The sequence below is a fragment of the Halomonas sp. G15 genome (genome assembly GCF_021282295.1).
In the GTDB taxonomy this organism is placed as follows: domain Bacteria; phylum Pseudomonadota; class Gammaproteobacteria; order Pseudomonadales; family Halomonadaceae; genus Halomonas; species Halomonas alimentaria.
Genome location: NZ_JAJSPA010000012.1, coordinates 1 through 22,994 on the forward strand (window position 1 = coordinate 1; position 22,994 = coordinate 22,994).

Here is a 22,994-nt window from a genome sequence, read left to right on the forward strand (position 1 = left end):
CTGGTGCTCAGCCTGGGCGAAAGAGATCTGCTTCATCGGATGGCTCGGTCAGGTGGTGACAGGGTAGCCAGATTTTACCCCGCCGACTGCTGTCAGGCAGCTGTGGCGGGATTTATGCAGTGTTTCCCTAATACTCTTGATTCTGGCATCTACTATATAGATTCGACTTGTGCCTTCACCTGCTCAACTATGTGCGCCCCGATGGGGATCGCCGAGGTGGCAGCCGGTGAAGGCGCATTGCCGACGTTCACGGTCCGGGGGGTGTTGACGAACAGGAAGTCGTCCACCAGCGTCCCGTCGCGAGACACCGCCTGAGCCCGCACTCCGGCCGGATAGGGGGTGAGATCGTCGAGGGTCAAGCTCGGGCAATACTTGCGGACCAACTCAAGGTAGCCCCGCTTGTGCAGAGAGTTCTTCATCTCCGAGAGGCCCGGGCGCAGGTTCCTAGCCAGAACCTTGAGGATGCCGGGGTTGGTCAGCATCTGTGTCAGGTCACGAGGAGACACATCGCGCCGACGATAGCCCTCGCGCTTCAAGGCCAGCACGGCATTGGGGCCTACGGTCACAGAGCCATCGATCATTCGCGTCAGGTGGACACCCAGAAAGGGCATGGAGGGGTCCGGGATCGGGTAGATCAAGTGGTTGACGATGTCGTTGTGCTGTTCCGGCAGCTGATAGTATTCACCGCGGAAGGGGCAGATGCTGAACCCCGGCTCCTGGCCCAACATGCGGATCACCCGGTCAGCCATCAAGCCTGAGCAGGTGACGAGATAGCGCCCGGTGAAGTCGCCGGCGCTGGTGGTCACTACCACTTCTTGCTCCCGTTCATCCAGGTCGGTGACCTCCGCCCCATAGCGGATCTCACCCCCTGTACGCTCGAACTCGGCAGCCATGGCGCGGGTCACTGCCGCGTAGTCGACGATACCGCTGGAGGGCACGAAGATGCCGCCAAGCCCGGTAATGTTGGGTTCACGCTCGGCGAGTGCCTCGGGCTCTAGCCACTCACGCTCCAGGCCGTTGGCCTCGGTGCGCTCCCACAGCGCCTGCATGCGCTGCATCTCCAGCTCGTTGGTAGCCACCAGCAGCTTGCCACAGCTGTCGTAGGGAATGTCGTGGGCCTCGCAGAAGGCCTTGGTGGCTTTATTGCCCTCCAGGCAGAAACGCGCCTTGAGACTTCCCGGCGTGTAGTAGACCCCGGCGTGGATCACACCGCTGTTGTGTCCGGTCTGGTGGCGGGCCGCCTCGGACTCCTTTTCCACCAGAAGCATTCTGCGCTCGGGATAGGCCTGCTGGAGCTGCATGGCAGTAGACATGCCCAAGATGCCGCCGCCGAGAATGATGAAATCGTACATGCCGTCCTAATTCCTCGTTGTCCAGCTGTATGGGCTCCGTCATGACCTGACGGAGCCGAAGCAGTGTCGTTTCATTTGCTGGTGAGTGCTGCCCCCTGCAACTCTGCTTCAAGGAGAGTTGCAGGGTTTAGCCACTTGATGGTGATCTCGCCAGCACGCCTGGCCGTTTAAGCAGTGCGGGCGATATGTCCAGCCTGGTGGCGTCCCTGGCGCACGCTCCACACAAATATGGCAACGAAGATACCCAAGCCGACCAGGTCGATGGTGAGCATGCCGTGCGGCCACAGCATCAGGGCGCCGATCGGGAACATCAGCAACCGCAGCCACCAGGTCAGCTCGTGTTCGAGGTACCCCTCAAGGCCTGCGATGATCGCGTAGATGCCAAACAGCGCCATGGCGAACACGATGGTCATCTCCAGCGGCGTGCCAGTGATCAACGGCGACCAAACAAAGAGCAGCGGTACGATGTAAAGCCCCTTGGCGATCTTCCATGCGGTCAGGCCGGTGCGCATCTGCGGCGTGCCAGCGATCGCCGCTGCGGCGAAAGCGGTCAGACACACCGGCGGGGTGACGTTGGAGTCCTGCGAAAGCCAGAAGATCACCATGTGTGCCGCGACCAGCGACATGGTTAAAAAGTGTGGCGACAGTGCCTGCTCATAGAGCTGGCTTGTGAAGGTATCGGGTACTGCATCGAGAAGGGCTTGGGCCTCGGCTAGGCTCATCGGTGCCGCCAGGGCTTGCAGTTGATCCGGTGCAGCCAGCATGAACACCGCCTTGGCCTGTTCTGGCAGGTTGCCGGCGACGATCAGGTCGAGTAGTTGGCCATGGGCCATGAGGTTGTACAGCGCAGGCGCCGACAGCGTAGCCAGCACGATGTAGGACGCGGTGACCGGAAGGCCCATGCCGAGGATCAGTGAGGCGATGGCGATCAGCACGATGGTTATCAGCAGGCTACCGCCCGCCCAGTCGGTGATCATCAGCGAGAAGGTGTTGCCGATACCGGTAGTCGAGACCACGTTGATGATCAGGCCCACGGTGATCAACAGGATCGCTGTGGTGATCATGTTGCGTGTTCCCTGAACCAACGCCTCGACGATCAACTTCGGCGTCATCGGTTGCTTGGAAAGCCAGGAGGCGACGATCACCGACACGATGGCGATGCCCGCCGCATAGGTCGGTGTGAAACCATAAACGAGTGCTGCCACCAGCACGACGAGCGGCAGCAGGTAGTGCCAGCCGTTTTTGAGAACCTCGCCGATGCGCGGTGCATCGGGGTCGTCGAGGTGCTGGGCGTTGCTGCGCTTGGCTTCGATGCGCACGAACATGGCGACGGATAGAAAGTAGAGCAGTGCTGGTAGTGCCGCGACACCGATGATGGTCAGGTAGGAGACTTGGGTATAGGAAGCCATGATGAAGGCTCCAGCCCCCATGACCGGTGGCATCAATTGGCCACCTGTCGAGGCAGAGGCCTCAACACCAGCGGCGAAGCGCGCCGGGAAACCCGCCTTGCGCATCAGCGGGATCGTGATCACGCCGGTGGAGACGGTGTTGGCCACGGCAGATCCTGAGACCGAGCCCATCAAGCCCGATGAGAACACCGCCACGAAGCCGGGGCCGCCGATGAAGCGTCCCGCGGCACAACGTGCGAGCTCGATGATGAATTCCCCGGCGCCTGATTTGACCAGGAAGGCACCGAAGAGGATGAACATGAACACATAGGACCAGGAGATCCGGGCGATTGAGCCCAGCATGCCCTCGCCGCCGATATAGCTTCGGAACAGCACCGTTTCCCACGACAAGCCAGGGAAGTTGAATACGCCACCGACGTACTGCCCCCACCAGGCCACGTAGGTCAGCGCGATCACGCTCAGTACGGGAATGAACCAGCCGGTGGTGCGCCTTGCGAATTCTAGGATCAGTCCCACTGCAACGATCGAGACGACCCAGTCCGAGGCGATGAAGGTCACGCCACGCTCATAGAGAGCATTCTCGAACACCATCAAGTAGACAGCACAGCCGATGGCGGCTACTGCGAGCAGAATATCAATGGCGAACACCGCCCGCCGTGGCCCGGTATGTTGAGGTCGTGCCAGAGGGACGGCCAGGGCGCATAGCGCGCCGAACAGGCCGAAGTGCATGGCGCTCGTCCATAGCGTGGATAGCGTCGAGAAGGTGTTGAAGTAGATATGAGCACAGGCAATAACGATGGCGAAGGCAATGAGAAATGGCCCCAGCCATGGATGCGAGAGGCGTTCATCGGCCTCTTGTGCATCCTCATCACGGATGGAATCGAGGGTTGAGTTGCTCACGGCGATCTCCTGATAGCGGCGTGCATCATGAGGGGAGCGGCAGCGTCGCAATCGAGCGCAGCACCGTCCGTTGGAAGGAGGGCTGGGCGCCCAGCCAGTGGCCGAACGCCCGGTGCGGGTCTCGGGTTACTCTGCGATCAGGCGCTCGGGGATCTCCAGCCCCTGCTCTTCGAAGAAGCGTGCCGCCCCCGGGTGCAGGGGCATCGGCAGGCCGACGATCGCTTTCTCAAGCGCCATCGCCTTGGTCGCGGGGTGGATGTTGTTGAGGAACGGCAGGTTCTCGTACATCGCCTTGGTGATGGCGTAAACGTCATCTTCAGGAACGTCGGCGCGTGCCGCCAGAATATTGGGCTGGGCGATGGTATGGATAACCTCGTCCTGGTTCGGGTAGGTGCCTGCCGGGATGTCGTAGGCGGACCAAAGCTCGAACTTGCTGTTGACCTTCTCCAGCTGCTCCTCAGTGAAGTCCAGTGTGGTGATATCGCCGTCGGCATTGGCATAGGCACGGGTCACGGCCGAGGCAGGTACACCTGCGGGAATGTTCATGCCGTCGATGGTGCCGTTCTGCAGGGCGTCTGCACTCGGACCATAGCCCAGGTAGGCGATATCCATTTCGTCTGGCTCGATGCCCAGCTGACCGAGGATGTAGCGACCTGACCCTTCAGTACCGGAGTTGCGTGCACCGATCGAGAACGACTTGCCGTAGAGATTAGTCATGTCGTCGATGGTGCCGGATTCGACCACGTCGTCCTCAACCACGAAGTGCTCAACGTTTTGCCACAGCATGGACACGCTGCGCAGGTTCTTGTACGCCTTGGGCACGGGGCCGTCACCTTCCCAGGCATAGGCACCATATAGCCCCTGCAGAATCCCGAACTGGGCCTGGTCTTCGTCCATCAACTTCAGGTTCTCACTGGAACCGGCGGAGCTGATCGCTGAAAGGGCAATGCCGGTCTCGGGTTCGAGCTTGACCTTGACCAGGGTGGAAAGCGCGACCCCGACGGGATAGTAGGTACCCCCAGTGGTGGCGGTGCCCATGATGTACTGGTGGGATTCCTGGGCCAGTGCGGAGGATGCGGAGATGCCCAGAGCCGCGGCGGAGGCCAGGCCGATGGCGGATTTGAGGAACTGACGCTTATTCATGCCATGTCTCCCTTGAGGAAAGTTAGCGATTATTGTGTTGCGTCAGTTCATAAGCAGATGGCCTGCCAGAAAGATATAAGTAGAATTAAATCAGATGGTTAAGTTTTTTTTGGTCAAGGGAGAAGGGCGGCATCGGCAAGTTCTTGCCTGCTTGCGGAGGGGTGTCGGCCATTTTTTGCCGATGCAACGGCAGCCCTGCAGGTAGCTTTGCCAGATCGCCCGTGGCATCGGAAGCGATATGGCGTGGAATGGTGGGAGAGGTTGATGTTCTCATCCCTGGCCGGATGGCTCGGTTGGAGTTGAACCTTCAGACGTTCCCGCTGGCCACCGTGGAGGTATCGGCTTGCCCGCAGAACGCCTCGCGACGCAGCCCGTGGCGTTGCATCTTCTGGTTAAGGGTCCGTCTCGGTAGATCGAGCTCTTCGAGTACCGCCTGGATGTTGCCACGATGACGAGTCAGCGCTGCACGCAGCAAGGAGGCCTCAAAGGCGGCGACTTGATCGGCGAGTGATCCTTCGGTTGCCTCCCCGGACGCGACTTCAAGGTAAGGGATGTCCAGGTTGAGCGTGAAGCGCGTCGCCGCGTTGCGCAGCTCGCGCAGGTTTCCGGGCCAGTGATGGCGCCCAAGCGCCGCCAGTAGCTCTCCATCGGCCTCGCGTTGGGGGCGCTGATGAACTTCGGCTGCTTGGCGGCTGAAGTGTATGAACAGCGTGGCAATGTCTTCGCGGCGCTCACGCAGGGGAGGGATCCTCAATTCGGCGATGGCCAGCCGGTAGTACAGGTCCTCGCGAAACTCACCAAGAGCCGCCTGCTGCAGGAGATCTGTCTTTGTCGCCGCCACCACGCGAAGATCGACGTTTATGACCTGGTTGCTGCCCACCCGCGTTACCTCACCCTCCTGTAGTGCTCGCAGCAACTTCACTTGAGTGGCGAGTGGCATTGACTCGATCTCGTCGAGGAAGAGGGTGCCGCCGCTGGCGTGTTCGAGCTTGCCGACGCGGCTTTCTAGCGCACCGGTGAAGGCACCCTTCTCGTGGCCGAAAAGTTCTGACTCGACTAGCTCCGGGGGAATGGCCCCGCAGTTAAGGACCACGAAAGGTGTGGCTTCGCCGGGACCGAACTCGTGCAAGCAACGCGCCACGACCTCCTTGCCGCTGCCGGTTTCGCCATGTATCAGTACATGGGCGCGAGTCGAGGCGAGGTTGGCGATCTGGTCGCGCAAGCGCTGCATGCCCGGTGCCTCGCCGATCAATCGCGCCGCCAAGCCGCCTTGGCGCAGTGCTTGGCGCAATCGGCGGTTCTCCTGTCCCAGGCGGCGGCGCTCCAGTGCCCGTTGGACCTGTTCTTCGAGTCGTTCCGGATCGTAAGGCTTCTCGATAAAATCCCAGGCTCCCTGCCGCATGGCATGCACCGCCATGGGCACATCGCCGTGGCCAGTGATCAGCAATACGGGCAGGTCATCATCGGTATCCTGTACGGCCTGCAGGAGCTGCAATCCGTCGAGGCCGGGCATCTTGACGTCCGAGATCAGCACGCCGCAGGGAGAGCCCGCCCGGAGCTCGTCAAGAACTGCCTGGCCGCCCGCGAAGGTGCGCACCGGCAAGTCACAAAGCTCGAACCACTGGGTCAGCGACTCCCGTACCCCGGGATCGTCGTCGACTAGCCAGACGGGTAGCTCGCTCATGTCGGGATGTCCTTGTTGCCAGGTTGCCGTGATGACTCACCGTTTACCCGCGTCAATATGACATGGAAAACGGCGCCGCCGAGGTGGGCAGGGCGGTTTTCGGCGCGGATGCGACCCTTGAGATCCTGAACGATCCCATAGGCGATGAACAGCCCCAGGCCGAGGCCGTCGCCCACCTCCTTGGTGGTGTAGAAAGGGTCGAAAATATGTTCGAGGGTCGCCTCGTCTATACCAGGCCCATTGTCCGCCACGACCAGTTCGACCTGCTCGGGGGCCAAGTCCACGCGGACGTCAAGACGCGGGGACGGGGTATCGCGCAGGGCATCCAGGGCGTTGCGCAGCAGGTTGGTAAGAAGCTGTTCAATGCGGACGCTATCCCCGGCGACCCATGCCGTGGAGTCCTCGGGCAGCTCTAGATGCAGCTCGACCTTTTGACGCTCCAGGCGATCCCTGAGCAGCTCAAGCACAAACTGTAGTCTTGCGACCAGGTCGACAGATTCAAGCGTTCCACCCTTGCGAGCGAAGATCTTGAGCTGTCGGATCAGAGTCGCCAAGCGGTCGGACAGGTCGTGGATATGGCGGAAGTTGTCGATGGCCGTGGCCTCACGACCACGCTCCAGCAGACGAGCCCCGCTAACTGCATAGGTCCGGATGCCGGCCAGCGGTTGGTTCAGCTCGTGAGCGATACCTGCCGCCATGGTGCCCAGTGCCGCGAGCTTGCCAGCTTGCACCAGTTCCGCTTGGGCCGCTTCGAGTTCCTGCGTACGCGCTTTTACCCTTGCCTCGAGGCGCTCGTTGGCCTCCTGAATGATGCGCGCTTCTCGGTCACGCAGACGTTGACGCTTCTGGCGCTCGCGTAGCCAGAGGCCCAGTAGCAGCAGGGCCAGGGTGGTGCCTGAGGCAGCCAGCAGAGCATTGCGAGCGACTGTGTAAAGTGGTCGGACGGGCAGCAGGTAGTGCATGGTCCAGTCGAGGGTCGTCTGGGGTAGGGTCAGGTCAAGGTAGCGTTCACCCAGGTCTCCAGTGCTTGTGTCGCCAACATGCAGGGAGCCGTCAGGCAGGCGTTCGCCAAGAGGGCGCAGCGGTGTCTTCAGGAATTGTCGCTGTTCGTGGATCTCCTCCATGGCATTGACACCGATATCGTCCAGTCGACGATAACGCCATTCCGGGCGGCTCGAAAGTATCACCACGCCGTTGGTATCGGAGAGCAGAACTTGCTCGCCTGCCTGTCGCCAGCTGTCCTGCAGAGCTTCCAGAGAGATCTTGACGACCAATACGCCACCGGGGCGGCCCGAGGCCCCTCCCTGAACTGCGGCAGAGACAAAATAGCCGGCTCGCCCCGTGGTGCTGCCGATGGCAAAGAACTCACCCTGACCCTCGGCCATGGCATCCTGGAAATAGGGTCGGAAGTCATAATGGTGGCCGAGAAAACTGGCATCGCTGGCATAGTTGCTGGCAGCGATGGTGACACCCTCATCATCCATCAGGAAGATGGCCTCGGCTCCCGAGCTTTCGGCCACATGGGCCAAGTATCGGTTGACCTGCTCAGTGAAAACGCCGACCTCATCGACAACCGCCGCCTGGACCAGGGAATGGCGAGCCAGTAGTCCTGGAAGATAGGTGAAGCGTTCCAGCGCCCCGTTGAGGCTGCTGCTGTAGAGCGCTAGGCGCGAATCGGCGTGCCGACGCGCCTCATTCGTGACACGCTCTAACTGCCAATGCCACACCCACCACAACATCACAGCGAGAGCGGCGGCGGTGATGGCGATCGTCAGGCGACCCAGTCTACGACGAAGTACTTGGTTCACGGGCCAGCCTCCCGCTGGCATGCAGGCGGCCGGTAGACCAAGTTGCTGACCATATCTATGACGAGCACTCCATATACGGAGGAAAACAGTCCATCAGGTGGTGACAGGGTAGCCCGATTTTACCCCGCCGACGGCTGTCAGGCAGCTGTGGCTGGATTTATGCAGTGTTTCCCTAGCACGCCTTACGCGGTGAAGCGCCGCTCCAGATCCACCGGCAGCACCTCGCCCAGATGGATCGCCACCGGACGCTTGCCCTCGCGCCGGATCTCGCAGCGCTGCGCCAGCACCTCCACACCGCGTGTTGCTGCCTCGCGCAGCGCTCGGGCATAGGCGGGATCCAGGTGCTCGGCCGGCGCCACGGCATCGATCCCCTCGTGGGCCACGCAGAACAGCAGTACCGCACGCTGCCCCGCCTCGGCCAGGGCCATCAGCACCTCCAGATGCTTCCTGCCGCGTTCGCTCACCGCGTCGGGGAAGTAGCCGTGCCCGTCGGGCTCCCTGAGGGTCACCTGCTTGACCTCCACGAAGGCCGTGCCGCGCTCGGGGTCGTCGAGGCGAAAATCGAGTCGCGAGGCCTTCTCCCCCGCACAGGCTACCGGGGCCTCGCGTCGCAGCTCGGCATAGCCGGTCAACGATGGCACCCTGTCGGCGCGCAGTGCCTCCTCGACGATGCGGTTGGCGCGACCCGTCTGAACCGAGGCCATGGCCAGGCGGCCGTCGGGTTGGGGCAGCTCGATCAGCTCCCAGGTCCAGGCAAGCTTGCGCTTCGGGTTATCGCTGGGCGACAGCCACACCCGACAGCCCGGCACGTTCACTCCTCGCATGGAGCCGGTATTGGGGCAGTGGGCCACCAACTCACGGCCATCGTCGAGGCGCACATCGGCCAGGAAGCGCTTGTAGCGACGCAGCAGGGTGCCGGGCAGCAGTTCGGGATAGTCCATGTGGCTCCTTACTGGCGCGCCAGGAAGCGCTCGAGGCGACTCACCGCCTCCTCCAGGCGCTCGACCCCGGTGGTGAAGGCGATGCGCACATGGTGCTCACCGCCCTGCAGGGCGAAGTCGATCCCCGGAGTAATGGCCACGTTCTCCTCCTCCAGCAGGCGCCGGCAGAAGGCCTGGCTGTCGTCGCTGTAGCGGGAGATGTCGAGCCACAGGTAGAAGGCCCCCTGGGGCGGCAGCGAGGGCGCCAGGCCGAGTCGCGCCAGCCCGGCCAGCAGGGCATCGCGGCGCCGGCCCAGCTCGGCCCGACGCTCCTCGAGAATGCCCCGAGTCTCCGTGGTGAAAGCCGCCAGGGCGGCGTGCTGAGCCGGGGTCGGGGCGGCCAGGAAGACATTCTGGGCCAGCCGCGTCAGCGGCTCCACCGCCTCTTCCGGCGCCAGCAGCCAGCCCAGGCGCCAGCCGGTCATGCCGAAGTACTTGGAGAAGCTGTTGACCACGAAGGCGTCCGGCGTGATCGACGCCACCGAGAGTGGCTCGAGGTCATAGCAGAGCCCCTGGTAGATCTCGTCCACCAGCAGGTGGCCACCCCGCGCTGCCACCGTCTCGGCCACCGCCGCCAGCTGCCCCGCATCCAGCATATGGCCGGTGGGGTTGGAGGGCGTGGCGAGCATCGCCAGGCGGGTGGCGTCGTGCCAGTGCGCTGCGACCAGCTCGGCGTCCAGCTGCCAACCGCTTGCCGGCCCCACCGGCACGGCATCCACCTCGGCCCCGGCCAGGGCCATGAAGTGGCGGTTGCAGGGGTAGTTGGGGTCCGCCATCAGCACCCGGTCGCCGGGACTGGCCAGCAGCTGGCTGGCGAGCAGCAGCGCCCCAGAGGCACCGGGGGTGACCAGGATACGGCGCGGGTCGACGGCGGCACCGAAGTGCTCGGCATAGTGGCCGGCGATCGCCTCGCGCAGGGCGGGCAGCCCGGCCGCCGGCGTGTAGCGGGTGTGCCCCGCCGCCAGCGCCGCCTGTCCAGCGGCGACCACCGGCTCCGGGGTCGCGAAGTCCGGCTCGCCCACCTCCAGGTGGATCACGTCATGGCCGGCCGCCTCGCGGGCCTGGGCGGTTTCCAGCAGGCTCATCACCCGGAAGGGGGCAACCTGGTCGATGCGCGGGCTCCACGCCATGGCAGGACTCCTGTCGGTAGGCCAGTACGCCGGGGAGCCAGGGCCCCGCGGCGTGGTCAAAAGATCGTGTCATCGAAGGCCCTAGTGTAGCGACTTTGGTGGCAGGATCGCAGCCAATGGCGTGCCCGAGGTTGCAACCCCGCGCCTTTTCGGCTAAACAAGCATGCCTTTGGCGTGAGATACCTTGCATCGCAGCGGGTATTGATCAGCAGTCACTCAAGTAATGAGGCAGTCCCATGCCAGTAGCCGACAAGAAAACGGAAGCGCCCAAGAAGTTCACCCCCTACGAACCGGCGGCGGGTGAGGAGTACATGAACGAGGCGCAGCTGGAGCATTTCCGGCAGATCCTGCTGGGCTGGAAGCAGGAGCTCATGGAGGAGGTCGACCGCACCGTGCGCCACCTGCAGGAGGAGGCGAACAACTACGCCGACCCGGCCGACCGCGCCACCCAGGAGGAGGGCTTCAGCCTGGAGCTGCGCACCCGGGATCGCGAGCGCAAGCTGCTCAAGAAGATCAACGAGACCCTCGAGAAGATCGACGAGGACGACTACGGCTTCTGCGAGGCCTGTGGCGTCGAGATCGGCATTCGCCGGCTGGAGGCCCGTCCCACGGCCACCCTGTGCGTGGACTGCAAGACGCTGGCCGAGCTCAAGGAAAAGCAGCTGGGCGGCTGATCCAGGCATGCCGATGGCCTGGCCGACCCTCCGTGACGGGCACCCCTGGGTGCCCGTCCGCGTATCCGCTGCCCGGAGCCGCCCATGAGCCACTACCGCGGACGCTTCGCCCCCACCCCTTCCGGGCCGCTGCACTTCGGCTCGCTGGTGGCGGCCCTGGCCAGCTACCTGGATGCCCGCCGCGCCGGGGGCGAGTGGCTGCTGCGCATCGAGGATATCGATCCGCCGCGCTGCCCATCCGGCGCCGCCGACGCGATCCTGCGCCAGCTGGAGGCCTTCGGCCTGCACTGGGACGGCCCGGTGCTCTGGCAGCACAATCGCGGCGACGCCTACCAGACCGCCCTCGAGCGGCTGACCGCACTGGGCCTCGCCTACCCCTGCAGCTGTTCACGCAAGCAGTGGCGCGACTTCCCCATCTATCCCGGCTGGTGCCGCGACGGCGTGCGCGAACCCGAAAAGCCGGTGGCCTGGCGGCTGCGCAGCGACCTGGGACTGCGACCGGTGGTATGGCAGGACCGCCTGTTCGGGGAGCAGCGCTTCGACCCGGCCGAGCTCGGCGACGTGGTGCTCAAGCGCAAGGATGGCCTGTGGGCCTATCAGCTCGCCGTGGTGGTGGACGACGCCGACCAGGGCATCAGCGACGTGGTGCGCGGCTTCGACCTGCTCGACAATACCCCCTGGCAGCGCCAGCTGCAGCACGCCCTGGGCTATCCCGAGCCGCGCTACCTGCACCTGCCGCTGATCACCGGCGAAGGCGGCCAGAAGCTCTCCAAGCAGAACCTGGCACCGGCCCTGCCCACCGACGATGCCGCGGTGCGCCCGCTGCTGCACGCCGCCCTGGCAGCGCTGGACCAGGCCCCACCGGAAGCCCTGGCCACCGCCCCGGTGGCCGAGCAGCTTGCCTGGGCCCTGGAGGCCTGGTCGGTGGCACGCATCCGCCCGCTGGCCGAGCGCCCGCTCACCGACACGCCGGGGTAGCGGCGCGCTGAAAGAGAAGGAGGCTCCATGTACGTCTATCGGCTGATGCTGTTCCTGGTGCTCGGTGGCTACCTGCTCTCGCCACTGATCATGAGCGGCTGGGCCACTCCCGGCGTCGCCTGGTACCGTCCCTTCGTCATCTGGGGCGTGCTGATCGCCCTGACCGTGTGGCTTGAGCAGAAGAGGAAGCTCGATGAACGCTAGCCTGGCGACCATGCTCGGCGTGGGGGCCGGCTTCCTGCTGCTGCTGTGGCTCTGCGCCCTGGCCGTGGATCGCGGCTGGATCCCCACGCGCATCACCCGCCACCCGCTGGTCTACGCCCTGGCGCTGGGAGTCTACGCCAGCGCCTGGGCGATCTATGGCAGCCTGGAGCTGGCCGCCACCTCCGGCTACGGCTACCTGACCTACTACCTGGGCGTGGCCGGCGCTTTCCTGCTGGCACCGGTGCTGCTGGTGCCGATCCAGCGCATGGTACGCACCCATCAGCTGGCCTCGCTGGCCGACCTCTTCGCCTTCCGTTATCGCTCGCGCTGGGTCGGTACCCTGATCACCCTGGTCAGCCTGCTGGCGGTACTGCCGCTGCTGGCGCTGCAGGTGCAGACCATGGGCAACGCCATCTACCTGATGACCGGCGCGGCCTCGCCGGCAACGCTGGCGCTGGTCTTCTGCGTGCTGCTGGCGCTGTTCGACATGACCTTCGTGGGGCGACGGCGCATCGACGGCCAGCACGACAGCCTGCTGGCGGTGATGGCACTCTCCTCGCTGATCAAGCTTTCCGCCATGCTGGGCCTGGGTGCCTTCGCGCTGTTCGCCGTGTTCGAGGGTCCCGCCGACGTCCAGGCCTGGCTCGAGGGTCCTGGCCAGGCCTTCCAGGCCAGCGTGGTCCAGACCGACCCGGCGCACTGGCGCTCGCTGCTGCTGCTGTTCTTCGCCGGCCTGTTGATGCCGCACATCTTCCACCTGGTATTCACCGAGACCCGCTCGCGCCACACCCTGCTGCAGGCCAGTTGGGCACTGCCCCTGTTCCTGCTGCTGATGGCGTTGCCGGTGCCGCTGATCCTGTGGGCGGGCCAGCGGCTGGGCGCCGATGGTCCGCTGGGCACCGCCTATCTGGCGTTCGGCCTCTCCGAGTCGGTGGCACTCCAGGCCCTGGCTTTCCTCGCCGGCCTGGCCGCCACCAGTGCCACCACGCTGCTGATCGCCCTGGCGCTGTCGGGCATGCTGGTCAACCATGTCTTCCTGGTGGCGCACCCTCCCGAGGCCCACCACGACCTCTACCGCTGGTTGCGCTGGCTGCGCCGCGGCCTGGTCGCCGCCGTGGTGCTCGGTGGCTGGCTGTTCTATCGCATCGTCGGCGTGCACCACGACCTGACCAGCCTGGGGCTTGCCGCCTTCGTGGGCATGGCACAGTGCCTGCCCGGCCTGCTGGCCCTGCTCTACTGGCCGGGCGCCAACCGGCGGGGCATGCTGGCCGGGCTGGCCAGCGGCATCCTGGTGTGGCTCGCCGGGCTGTGGTTGCCGCTGCTGACCGGACTGCCCGCCCTGGTGATCATTCCTCCGGGACTCGAGGCGCTGGCCGGCGAGCCCGCCTGGTATGCGGTGACCCTGGTCTCGCTGGCGAGCAACGCCCTGGTATTCATCGTGGTCTCCCTGGCCACCCCGACCTCCGAGGGGGAGCGCGCCGCCGCCGAGGCCTGCTCGGTGGACGCGGTGATCCGCCCCAAGCGGCTGCCGCTGGAGGCTGCCAACGGCGAGGAGTTCAAGTCGCACCTGGCACGCGCCCTGGGCGAGTCGGTGGCGGCCCGCGAGGTGGATCGCGCCCTGGATGACCTGGGCCTGTCACCCCTGGACGGCCGCCCCTATGCACTGCGCCGGCTGCGCGACCGCCTGCAGGCCAACCTCTCGGGGCTGATGGGTCCCTCGGTGGCCCAGGACATCGTCGACCGCTACCTGCCCTACCGTCAGGATGGTCCCGGCGCCACCGAGGACATCCACTTCGTGGAGAGCCGCCTGGAGGCCTACCGCTCGCGGCTCACCGGTCTCGCCCGGGAGCTCGACGGCCTGCGCCGCTACCACCGCCGCACCCTGACCCGGCTACCGGTGGGGCTGTGCGCCTTCGGCGAGGATGGTGAGCTGCTGATGTGGAACGACGCCCTGGCCCGGCTCTCGGGCATCGAGGGCGGCGGTGTGGTCGGCGCACGGCGCGAGAGCCTGCCTGCCCCCTGGGGCGAACTGCTGGGACGCATCATCGCGGAGCCCGGCAGCCACCTCTACAAGCAGCCGGTCAGCCTGGACGGCGCCACCCGCTACATGAGCCTGCACAAGGCCGCCCTGGAGGGCAGCGACAACGAGCCCGGCGGCATGGTGATCCTGGTCGAGGATCACAGCGAGATGAAGTGGCTGGAAGACGAGCTGGTCCACGCCGCCCGCCTGGCCTCCATCGGTCAGCTGGCCGCCGGCGTGGCCCACGAGATCGGCAACCCCATCACCGGCATCTCCTCGCTGGCCCAGAACCTGCGCTACGAGACCGATGACCCCGAGGTGCTGGAGACCACCGAGCAGATCCAGCAGCTCACCGACCGCGTCTCGCGCATCGTCTCCTCGCTGGTAGGCTTTGCCCATGGCGGGCGTCACCTGGCCGGCCGCGAACTCGCCCCGGTTGGCATCGCCGAGGTGGTCGACGAGGCCATCCACTTGATCCATCTCGCCCGCTCGAGGGAGGATGTGCGCTTCGACAACCGTTGCCCGGCGGCGGAGCGGGTCGAGGGCGACGCCCAGCGCCTGCTGCAGGTAATGGTCAATCTGCTGGGCAACGCCCGCGATGCCAGCGAGCCGGGGGATGGCGTGACCATCGAGGCGGTCCCGGAGGGCGCGGGGCTAAGGATCAGCGTCACCGACGAGGGGGCCGGTATCGACCCCAGCGTGCGCGACCACCTCTTCGAGCCCTTCACCACCACCAAGCCCCCCGGCGAAGGTACCGGCCTCGGCCTGCCGCTGGTCTACAGCATCGTCGCCGAGCACCACGGCAGCCTGGACGTCGAATCGCCACTACCGGGCAGCGAGCGCGGCACCCGCATCAGCCTGTGGCTGCCACGCCACCAGAAGGAGGGTGAGACACCCCGATGAGCCGGATCCTGATCGTAGAAGACGAAGCCATCATCCGCCGCGCGCTGCGCCGCCTGCTCGAGCGCCACGACTACCGGGTCGACGAGGCAGGCTCGGTCGCCGATGCCATGGCCCTGGATCCGCAGCGCTTCGACCTGGTGATCAGCGACCTGCGCCTGCCGGGCGAGCCCGGCACCGAGCTGATCGCCCGCGCCGCCCCGGTGCCGGTGCTGATCATGACCAGCTACGCCAGCATGCGCTCGGCCGTTGACGCGCTCAAGCTGGGCGCCGTCGACTACGTCGCCAAGCCCTTCGACCATGATGAACTGCTCGAGACCGTGGCCCGGGTGCTCCACCAGCAGGGCAGCCTGCGCGCCGAGCCCCCCGACGTCGCCGAACCCGATGGCCAGGCGCGGCCGATGATCGGTCACTGCGAGGCGATGCAGCGAGTCTATTCGCGGATCCGCAAGACCGCCCCGGCCGATGTCACCGTGCTGATCCAGGGGGAGTCCGGTACCGGCAAGGAGCTGGTAGCCCGCGCCCTGCACCAGCAGAGCAAGCGCGCCCAGGCGCCGCTGATCTGCGTCAACTGCGCGGCGATTCCCGAGACGCTGATCGAGTCGGAACTGTTCGGACACGAGAAGGGCGCCTTTACCGGAGCCAGTGCGGCCCGTACCGGCCTGGTGGAGGCCGCCGACGGCGGCACCCTGTTCCTCGACGAGATCGGCGAGCTGCCCCTGGACGCCCAGGCGCGGCTGCTGCGCGTGCTGCAGGAGGGCGAGATCCGCAAGATCGGCTCGGTGGAGACCCGTCACGTCGATGTGCGCCTGATCGCCGCCACCCACCGTGACCTCCAGTCGCTGTCGAAGACCGGCGAATTTCGCCTCGACCTCTACTATCGCCTCAACGTGATGCAGATCGACCTGCCGCCCCTGCGCGAGCGCGAGGATGATGTGCTGCTGATCGCCGACGCCCTGCTGGAGAAGGCCTGCCGGCGCCATGAGCGCGAGGGGCTGCGCCTCTCCCGGGCCGCACGCGACGAGATTCGCCACTACCCCTGGCCCGGCAATGTGCGTGAGCTGGAGAACGCCCTGGAACGCGGCGTGATCCTCGCCGAGGGCCATCTGATCCACCCCGACGATCTGGGCCTCTCCGCGGCCGGCGGGGCCCCGGCGATGGCCCGACGCCCTACCCCACCCCCGGAGGCACCCGCGGACGACAAGGAGGAGAGCGCACCCGAGGACGACCTCTCCCTGGAGGACTACTTCCAGCACTTCGTGCTGGAGCATCAGGACCAGATGAGCGAGACCGAGCTGGCCCAGAAGCTCGGCATCAGCCGCAAGTCGCTCTGGGAACGGCGCCAGCGCCTCGGCATTCCCCGCAAGAAGAGCCCCCGCCGCAGGGCCGACTGATTCCTGCCCCCCTGCTGACCAGGCCGCGACCACCCTTCGCCCGGCCAGGGCGTGCTCGAAGCGAGGCACCTTCGACCAAGGTGCAAGAGCCCTCTCATGGCCTCCTGTCGACGCCCGGGGGCAGCTTCCGGGCCAGCCACGCACCATTTGTTACCGTCCCACACAGACAGGGCCCCAACACGGTGCCAGCCGGGTAACACTCACGCCCACATCCGACGCCACCCTTTTCATCGACAACAGTAACCATCTGAATAAAATGAAAAAAACAAATCCTGGCATGCCGTCTGCAATATAACAGGGCAAGAAAAACAAGTTCCGGCGTCATCCGCTGCCCGCCACAACAACAACAGTGCAGCCCGGATGGCAGACGCCCACCACAACAATGCCAACAGCGTGGGCGAGTGCCGCTACAGGCACGAGACCAACAAGAACAACTGAATGACGTGCCCGGCCCCTCGGCCCCAACAACAACAGCAACCCGAGGCACCGGAAGACTCAGGACGCGACGCGCCAGCCACGCCCACAACAAGAACAATGGGCAAGCGAGGCGCACCCCCGGAAACAATACCAAGACGCCGGGGGAAGGCAGATTTTCTGCCGTCGTGGTTGGATTATTGTTTTGAATACGAGGCGGTTACCCCCGGGAGCGCCAACAAGGATAACAACACTGCTTGCCTGTACTCCTTGGTGACTGTGGTGCGTATTCAAGGCGATGTGCCATCACGAAGAAGAACCAGCAGCAGGGATGCTGCACCGTTACTTGAGGGGGAGGCCATCGGCCTCCCCCTTCTACGTGTGGCCGCTCGGCAGGCGCCCTGCGCTATGCAAGCTTTCGGGGGTCCGCTACACTCAATGCTTTTATACGCTTTCCACGAGCTTTCTCCGCCTTGCGAGTCGATATCGCCGCATGTTCAAAGGATTTACCCGTTTTCTGCAGAGCCCCGGCGAGAGCCTGAAGTCGCTGTTCGGTACCGAGGCCGCCGCCGGCGTACCCGAGGTGCGCGTCATTCCCCGCGAGGAGCACCCGGTATCGCGCCAGCACTTCAGCGATGCCGCCCTCAAGGTCCTCTATCGGCTGCATAACGCCGGCTTCGAGGCCTATCTGGTCGGCGGCTGCATCCGCGACTCCCTGCTGGGACGCATGCCCAAGGACTTCGATGTCGCCACCGACGCGACGCCGGAGGAGGTGAAGGGGCTGTTCCGCAATTCGCGGATCATCGGTCGCCGCTTTCGCATCGTCCACGTGCGCTTCGGCCGCGAGGTAATCGAGGTCACCACCTTCCGCGGCAAGCCCGGCGACGACCACGCCGACCATATCGCCCAGCAGTCCGATGACGGCCTGCTGCTGCGCGACAACGTCTGGGGCAACATCCAGGAAGATGCCCTGCGCCGCGACTTCACCATCAACGCCCTCTATTACAGCATCGCCGACTTCTCGATCCACGACTTCGCCAACGGCGTTCGCGACATCGAGGCGCGCACACTGCGTCTGATCGGCGACCCGGCGACCCGCTATCGCGAGGACCCGGTGCGCATGCTGCGTGCCGTGCGCTTTGCGGCCAAGCTCGACTTCCAGCTGGCCCCGGACAGCGAAGCGCCGATCCGCGAGCTCGCCCCCCTGATGCTGCAGATCCCCCCGGCGCGTCTGTTCGACGAGGTGCTCAAGCTGTTCATGGCCGGTCACGGCGTCGAGACGTTCCGACTGCTGCGACACTACGGCCTGTTCGAGATGCTCTTCCCCGAGGCCGCCGAGGCCATGGATGAGCTGCCCTGGGCCGAGCGCCTGGTCGAGGAGGCCCTGGCCAGCACCGATCGACGCATCCTCGAGGAGCGCCCGGTGACCCCGGCCTTCCTGTTTGCGGCCATGCTGTGGGGGCCGGTGGTGCAGCGCCAGGCCGAACAGGAGGCCAGGGGCCTGCCGCCGATCCCGGCGCTGCAGGCCGCGTCCCAGCAGGTGGTCTCGCGCCAGCTCCAGCACGTGTCGATCCCCAAGCGCTTCAGCCTGCCCATGCGCGACATCTGGGACCTCCAGCAACGCCTGCCGCTGCGCCGCGGTCGCCGGGTGTTCCAGACCCGGGAGCACCCGCGTTTCCGCGCCGCCTATGACCTGTTGCTGCTGCGCGAGGCGGCCGGCGAACTCGAGCCCGGCCTCGGCGACTGGTGGACCGCCTTCCAGAAGGCCGATGAACACGAACAGGCCCGCCTGCTCGACAAGGCCGGCGCCAACCCCGCCGGTAGCGGCAAACCCGGCCGCAAGAAGCGGCGCCGCCGGCGCAAGCCGCGCCGCGACAACGATGGCGGTAGCCCCGAGGCATGAGCGTGCAGCGCGCCTGGATCGGCCTGGGCAGCAACCTCGAGGATCCCGAGGCGCAGGTCGCCCGGGCCCTCGAGGCACTCGACCGGCTGCCTCTGACGCGTCGCATCGCCGCTTCACCGCTGTATGCCAGTCGCCCCGTCGGTCCCCAGGATCAGCCCGATTTCATCAATGCCGTGGCCTGCGTGGAGACCCGTCTCTCGCCGCTGGCATTGCTCGACCAGCTGCAGGCCCTGGAGCAGCGCCACCGCCGGGTCCGCAGCCGCCGCTGGGGACCCCGCACCCTCGACCTGGATCTGCTACTGTTCGATGACAGCACCCTCTGCCTGCCGCGCCTGACGGTGCCGCACCCGGAGATGACCCGGCGCGCCTTCGTGCTGGTGCCGCTGCTGGCGGTGGAGCCGCGGATGCGGCTGCCCGATGGCCGGCGGCTGGCCGACCTGGAGGCCGCGCATGCCGACGCAGCGACACTGCGAGTGTTACCCAGCGGCGTCAATGGACGATAAGTGTTACCCATCGACACAACGCGGCCTTTCAGGTAACAATCGCGGGTTACAAGGGCCGGCCCCCGCGCCGCGACCCGACGTCACAAACGAGAGAGCACGCCATGAAACCCATCACCCTGAGCACGCTGCAGGCCTACAAGCGCGCCGGTGACACCTTCAGCTCCCTGACCGCCTACGACGCCTCCTTCGCCAGGGTAGCCAGCGATGCCGGCATCGAGGTGCTGCTGGTGGGCGACTCCCTGGGCATGGTCCTGCAGGGCCACGCCAGCACCCTGCCGGTCACCCTGGAGGAGATCTGCTACCACACCCGCTGCGTGGCCCGTGGCAAGGGCGCCAGCCTGCTGATGGTCGACCTGCCCTTCATGGGCAATGCCAGCACCGAGCGCCTGCTGGAGAACGCCGGCGAGCTGATGCGCGCCGGGGCCGAGCTGGTCAAGGTGGAGGGCGAGGCGTGGATGGCCGACGGTATCCGTGAGCTGACCCGCCGTGGCGTACCGGTGTGCGCCCACCTGGGCCTGACGCCACAGACCGTCTACCAGCTGGGCGGCTACAAGGTGCAGGGACGCGATGCCGATCGCGCCAGCCAGATCCTCGAGGACGCCCGCACCCTGGTCGAGGCCGGCGCCTCGGTCATCCTGCTCGAGTGCGTGCCGGCGAGCCTGGGGCGCGCAATCACCGAAGCCCTCGATGTGCCGGTGATCGGCATCGGTGCCGGCCCCGACACCGATGGCCAGATACTCGTCATGCACGACATGCTGGACGTCACTCCTGGCCGCAAGCCGCGCTTCGTCAAGAACTTTATGGCCGAGGCCGAGGACATCCACGGCGCCTTCCGTCGCTATCACGAGGACGTCAAGGCGCGGCGCTTCCCCGCCGAGGAGCACTGTTTCTAGATTCGAGTGTTAAACACGGTATTGAATACCGCTTCCAGCCGGAACTTTGCCATGCGCACCCTGAGAGAGATACCCGCCCTGCGCGAGACGCTGGGCGACGCCCGTCGTCGCGGCGAGCGCATCGCCCTGGTCCCCACCATGGGCAACCTGCACGACGGCCACCTGGCACTGGTCGCCGCCGCCCGCGAGCGGGCGGATGTAGTGATCGCCACCATCTTCGTCAACCCGCTGCAGTTCGGCGCCGGCGAGGACCTCGAGGCCTACCCGCGCACCCTCGAAGAGGATCAGGCGCGACTCGAGGCGGCCGGTTGCGACCTGCTGTTCGCCCCGGATACCACCACTCTCTATCCCCGCGGCCTGGAAGCCCAGACCCGCATCGTGGTCCCCGAGGTCAGCGAAGGGCTGTGCGGCGCCTCGCGCCCCGGCCACTTCGACGGCGTCTCTACGGTGGTCGGCATGCTCTTCAACCTGGTGCAACCCGACCTCGCCTGCTTCGGCGAGAAGGACTACCAACAGCTGGCGGTGATCCGCCGCATGGTCGCCGACCTGCACTTCCCCATCGAGATCGTCGGCGTGCCCATCGTGCGCGCCGAGGATGGCCTGGCACTCTCCTCACGCAACGGCTACCTGAGCCCCGAGCAGCGAGCCATCGCTCCGCGCCTCTACGCCACCCTGTGCGAACTGCGCGAGGGCCTGGAGGCCGGAAGCGCCCCATCTGCTCTCCTCGAGCAGGGCCGGACACGCCTGGACGAGGCCGGCTTCGAGCCCGACTACCTGGAGCTGCGCGCCGCCGATCTCGGGCCGGCCACCACCGCCACCCGCGAGGCGGTACTGCTCGCCGCCGCCCGGCTGGGCACCACCCGGCTGATCGATAACCTGACCCTGACCCTGCCCCGCTGAGGCAGCCCTCTGGAGGACCCTGTTTCCATGTACACCATCATGCTCAAGGCCAAGCTGCACATGGCCCGCGTCACCCACGCCGTGCTCAACTACGAGGGCTCCTGCGCCATCGACGGTGAGCTGCTCGACATGGCCGGCATCCGCGAGAATGAGCAGATCCAGATCTACAACGTCGAGAATGGCCAGCGCTTCACCACCTACGCCATCCGTGCCGAGGAGGGCTCGAAGGTAATCTCGGTGAACGGCGCTGCCGCCCACCTGGCAAGCGAAGGTCAGCGGGTGATCATCTGTAGCTATGCCCACTACAGTGACGCCGAGCTCGCGAGCCACCAGCCCGCCCTGGTCTACCTGCAGGAAGGCAACCACGTCAGCCACACCAGCCACGCCATCCCCGTCCAGATGGCCTGAGCCCCGGGGCGGTAACCCGCCGCTGCAAGCCGGGTTGCCGCCCGAATCCTCCCCTGGGCGCTCGCCTACCACCAATTGCCGCCATGCAAACATTGCGGCGCCGCACAAGACTCCCCTATGCTGAAAGGCCCGGTCGTGTCAGGCTGTCGCGACAAGGCCGCAAGCCCGTCTTTCCAGCGAGGAGAGTGCTCACATGCAAGAAGTGGTTATCGTTGCCGCCCGCCGTACCGCCGTCGGTTCCTTCGGCGGCTCCCTGGCCGGCATCCCTGCCAGCGACCTGGGCGCCGTGGTCATCAAGGACCTTCTGGCCACCACCGGTGTGGCCGGCGATCAGGTGGACGAGGTGCTGCTCGGCCAGGTACTGACCGCCGGTGTCGGCCAGAACCCCGCACGCCAGGCGGCCATCAAGGCCGGCCTGCCCGAGGCCGTGCCGGCCATGACCATCAACAAGGTGTGCGGCTCAGGCCTCAAGGCGCTGCACCTGGCCACCCAGGCGATCCGCTGCGGTGACGCCGAGCTGATCATCGCCGGCGGCCAGGAGAACATGTCCGCCTCGCCCCACGTGCTGCCTAACTCGCGCAACGGCCAGCGCATGGGCGACTGGAAGGCGGTGGACAGCATGGTGCATGACGGCCTGTGGGACGCCTTCAACAACTACCATATGGGCATCACCGCCGAGAACCTGGCCGAGAAGTACGGCATCACCCGCGAGGAGATGGACGAGTTCGCCGCCGGCTCCCAGCAGAAGGCCGCCGCCGCCATTCGCGAGGGCAAGTTCAAGGGGCAGATCGTCCCGGTGGAGATCCCCCAGCGCAAGGGTGACCCGGTCGTCTTCGACACCGACGAGGGCCCACGCGACGTGACAGCCGAGAAGCTCGCCGGCATGCGTCCGGCGTTCAAGAAGGATGGCACCGTTACCGCCGGCAACGCTTCCTCCATCAACGACGGCGCCGCCGTGGTGATGCTGTGCAGCGCCGAGAAGGCCAAGGCCCTGGGCCTCGAGCCGCTGGCCCGCATCAAGGCCTACAGCAATGCTGGCGTCGACCCCGCCATCATGGGCATCGGCCCGGCCCCGGCCACCCGCCGCTGCCTGGAGAAGGCCGGCTGGAGTATCGACGACCTCGACCTGATCGAGGCCAACGAGGCCTTCGCCGCCCAGGCACTCTCCGTCAACAAGGAGTTGGGCTGGGATGCCAGCAAGATCAACGTCAACGGCGGTGCCATAGCCATCGGTCACCCCATCGGTGCCTCCGGCTGCCGCATCCTGGTGACGCTGGTCCACGAGATGATCGCCCGGGACGCCAAGAAGGGCCTGGCCACCCTGTGCATCGGCGGTGGGCAAGGCGTGGCGCTCGCCATCGAGCGGTAACGCGCAAGCTCGAGCAGAGCCGAAACAG

18 protein-coding genes are annotated in these 22,994 nt (G+C 65.9%); 11 read left to right on the top strand and 7 right to left on the bottom strand.

The genetic code is table 11. The annotated features are described in order from the left end of the window. Positions 1–152 precede the first annotated feature (152 nt). The 7 genes from lhgO to LWH48_RS07635 all read right to left on the bottom strand — a co-directional run bounded on the left by lhgO (position 153) and on the right by LWH48_RS07635 (position 10,406). A complete protein-coding gene (lhgO, locus tag LWH48_RS07605) occupies positions 153–1,352 on the bottom strand; it encodes an L-2-hydroxyglutarate oxidase (protein WP_232912114.1) in 1,200 nt (399 codons plus the stop codon). Between the two features lie 167 nt (positions 1,353–1,519). After that, entirely contained in the window at positions 1,520–3,661 is a 2,142-nt protein-coding gene (locus LWH48_RS07610) for a TRAP transporter permease (protein WP_232912115.1), read from the bottom strand. A 126-nt stretch (positions 3,662–3,787) separates the two neighbouring features. Continuing rightward, positions 3,788–4,804: a TAXI family TRAP transporter solute-binding subunit gene (locus LWH48_RS07615; protein ID WP_232912116.1), complete on the bottom strand. Its 1,017-nt coding sequence runs from the start codon at positions 4,802–4,804 to the stop codon at positions 3,788–3,790. A gap of 307 nt (positions 4,805–5,111) precedes the next feature. After that, on the bottom strand, positions 5,112–6,488 hold the full coding sequence (locus tag LWH48_RS07620) for a sigma-54-dependent transcriptional regulator (protein ID WP_232912117.1): 1,377 nt from the start codon (positions 6,486–6,488) through the stop codon (positions 5,112–5,114). After that, a complete protein-coding gene (locus tag LWH48_RS07625) occupies positions 6,485–8,296 on the bottom strand; it encodes a sensor histidine kinase (protein WP_232912118.1) in 1,812 nt (603 codons plus the stop codon). Before LWH48_RS07625 ends, LWH48_RS07620 begins: the two co-directional genes overlap by 4 nt. 182 nt (positions 8,297–8,478) lie before the next feature. Then, positions 8,479–9,237 (bottom strand): DNA/RNA nuclease SfsA, encoded by a 759-nt coding sequence (gene sfsA / locus LWH48_RS07630; RefSeq protein ID WP_232912119.1) that lies wholly within the window; start codon positions 9,235–9,237, stop codon positions 8,479–8,481. A gap of 8 nt (positions 9,238–9,245) precedes the next feature. Further along, complete coding sequence (locus LWH48_RS07635; RefSeq protein ID WP_232912120.1) at positions 9,246–10,406, bottom strand: pyridoxal phosphate-dependent aminotransferase; 1,161 nt, start codon at positions 10,404–10,406, stop codon at positions 9,246–9,248. A 236-nt stretch (positions 10,407–10,642) separates the two neighbouring features. On the opposite strand from LWH48_RS07635, the gene dksA reads away from it, so the two are divergent. The 11 genes from dksA to LWH48_RS07690 all read left to right on the top strand — a co-directional run bounded on the left by dksA (position 10,643) and on the right by LWH48_RS07690 (position 22,966). Further along, positions 10,643–11,080 (top strand): RNA polymerase-binding protein DksA, encoded by a 438-nt coding sequence (gene dksA, locus LWH48_RS07640; RefSeq protein ID WP_161430149.1) that lies wholly within the window; start codon positions 10,643–10,645, stop codon positions 11,078–11,080. Between the two features lie 84 nt (positions 11,081–11,164). Next, entirely contained in the window at positions 11,165–12,058 is an 894-nt protein-coding gene (gene gluQRS / locus LWH48_RS07645) for a tRNA glutamyl-Q(34) synthetase GluQRS (protein WP_232912121.1), read from the top strand. A gap of 27 nt (positions 12,059–12,085) precedes the next feature. Further along, positions 12,086–12,262, top strand: a complete 177-nt coding sequence (locus LWH48_RS07650; RefSeq protein WP_170293762.1) for a hypothetical protein — start codon at positions 12,086–12,088, stop codon at positions 12,260–12,262. Continuing rightward, positions 12,252–15,185, top strand: coding sequence for an ATP-binding protein (locus LWH48_RS07655; protein ID WP_232912122.1), 2,934 nt, complete (start codon positions 12,252–12,254; stop codon positions 15,183–15,185). Before LWH48_RS07650 ends, LWH48_RS07655 begins: the two co-directional genes overlap by 11 nt. Beyond that, entirely contained in the window at positions 15,182–16,576 is a 1,395-nt protein-coding gene (locus LWH48_RS07660; protein WP_161430146.1) for a sigma-54-dependent transcriptional regulator, read from the top strand. The genes LWH48_RS07655 and LWH48_RS07660 overlap by 4 nt, the downstream gene beginning before the upstream one ends. Positions 16,577–17,483: 907 nt before the next feature. Further along, positions 17,484–18,893 carry a polynucleotide adenylyltransferase PcnB gene (gene pcnB / locus LWH48_RS07665; RefSeq protein ID WP_232912123.1) on the top strand — a complete coding sequence of 470 codons (1,410 nt, stop codon included), beginning with the start codon at positions 17,484–17,486 and terminating at the stop codon, positions 18,891–18,893. Beyond that, entirely contained in the window at positions 18,890–19,396 is a 507-nt protein-coding gene (folK, locus tag LWH48_RS07670; protein ID WP_232912124.1) for a 2-amino-4-hydroxy-6-hydroxymethyldihydropteridine diphosphokinase, read from the top strand. The genes pcnB and folK overlap by 4 nt, the downstream gene beginning before the upstream one ends. Positions 19,397–19,497: 101 nt before the next feature. Beyond that, positions 19,498–20,289, top strand: coding sequence for a 3-methyl-2-oxobutanoate hydroxymethyltransferase (gene panB, locus LWH48_RS07675; RefSeq protein ID WP_232912125.1), 792 nt, complete (start codon positions 19,498–19,500; stop codon positions 20,287–20,289). Positions 20,290–20,340: 51 nt separating this feature from the next. Next, complete coding sequence (panC, locus tag LWH48_RS07680) at positions 20,341–21,189, top strand: pantoate--beta-alanine ligase (RefSeq protein WP_232912126.1); 849 nt, start codon at positions 20,341–20,343, stop codon at positions 21,187–21,189. Positions 21,190–21,216: 27 nt separating this feature from the next. Continuing rightward, on the top strand, positions 21,217–21,597 hold the full coding sequence (gene panD, locus LWH48_RS07685) for an aspartate 1-decarboxylase (RefSeq protein WP_232912127.1): 381 nt from the start codon (positions 21,217–21,219) through the stop codon (positions 21,595–21,597). Positions 21,598–21,790: 193 nt separating this feature from the next. Next, entirely contained in the window at positions 21,791–22,966 is a 1,176-nt protein-coding gene (locus LWH48_RS07690; RefSeq protein WP_161430140.1) for an acetyl-CoA C-acetyltransferase, read from the top strand. The last annotated feature ends 28 nt before the right edge of the window (positions 22,967–22,994 follow it).

What these genes read in the sequence shown, in the direction of transcription:
- gluQRS (WP_232912121.1), top strand. Translation starts at nt 11,165, where the DNA reads ATGAGCCACTACCGCGGACGCTTCGCCCCCACCCCTTCCGGGCCGCTG.
- LWH48_RS07615 (WP_232912116.1), bottom strand. Translation starts at nt 4,804, where the DNA reads ATGAATAAGCGTCAGTTCCTCAAATCCGCCATCGGCCTGGCCTCCGCC.
- lhgO (WP_232912114.1), bottom strand. Translation starts at nt 1,352, where the DNA reads ATGTACGATTTCATCATTCTCGGCGGCGGCATCTTGGGCATGTCTACT.
- panB (WP_232912125.1), top strand. Translation starts at nt 19,498, where the DNA reads ATGAAACCCATCACCCTGAGCACGCTGCAGGCCTACAAGCGCGCCGGT.
- LWH48_RS07635 (WP_232912120.1), bottom strand. Translation starts at nt 10,406, where the DNA reads ATGGCGTGGAGCCCGCGCATCGACCAGGTTGCCCCCTTCCGGGTGATG.
- LWH48_RS07655 (WP_232912122.1), top strand. Translation starts at nt 12,252, where the DNA reads ATGAACGCTAGCCTGGCGACCATGCTCGGCGTGGGGGCCGGCTTCCTG.
- pcnB (WP_232912123.1), top strand. Translation starts at nt 17,484, where the DNA reads ATGTTCAAAGGATTTACCCGTTTTCTGCAGAGCCCCGGCGAGAGCCTG.
- LWH48_RS07620 (WP_232912117.1), bottom strand. Translation starts at nt 6,488, where the DNA reads ATGAGCGAGCTACCCGTCTGGCTAGTCGACGACGATCCCGGGGTACGG.
- LWH48_RS07690 (WP_161430140.1), top strand. Translation starts at nt 21,791, where the DNA reads ATGCAAGAAGTGGTTATCGTTGCCGCCCGCCGTACCGCCGTCGGTTCC.
- LWH48_RS07650 (WP_170293762.1), top strand. Translation starts at nt 12,086, where the DNA reads ATGTACGTCTATCGGCTGATGCTGTTCCTGGTGCTCGGTGGCTACCTG.
- dksA (WP_161430149.1), top strand. Translation starts at nt 10,643, where the DNA reads ATGCCAGTAGCCGACAAGAAAACGGAAGCGCCCAAGAAGTTCACCCCC.
- folK (WP_232912124.1), top strand. Translation starts at nt 18,890, where the DNA reads ATGAGCGTGCAGCGCGCCTGGATCGGCCTGGGCAGCAACCTCGAGGAT.
- panD (WP_232912127.1), top strand. Translation starts at nt 21,217, where the DNA reads ATGTACACCATCATGCTCAAGGCCAAGCTGCACATGGCCCGCGTCACC.
- panC (WP_232912126.1), top strand. Translation starts at nt 20,341, where the DNA reads ATGCGCACCCTGAGAGAGATACCCGCCCTGCGCGAGACGCTGGGCGAC.
- LWH48_RS07660 (WP_161430146.1), top strand. Translation starts at nt 15,182, where the DNA reads ATGAGCCGGATCCTGATCGTAGAAGACGAAGCCATCATCCGCCGCGCG.
- sfsA (WP_232912119.1), bottom strand. Translation starts at nt 9,237, where the DNA reads ATGGACTATCCCGAACTGCTGCCCGGCACCCTGCTGCGTCGCTACAAG.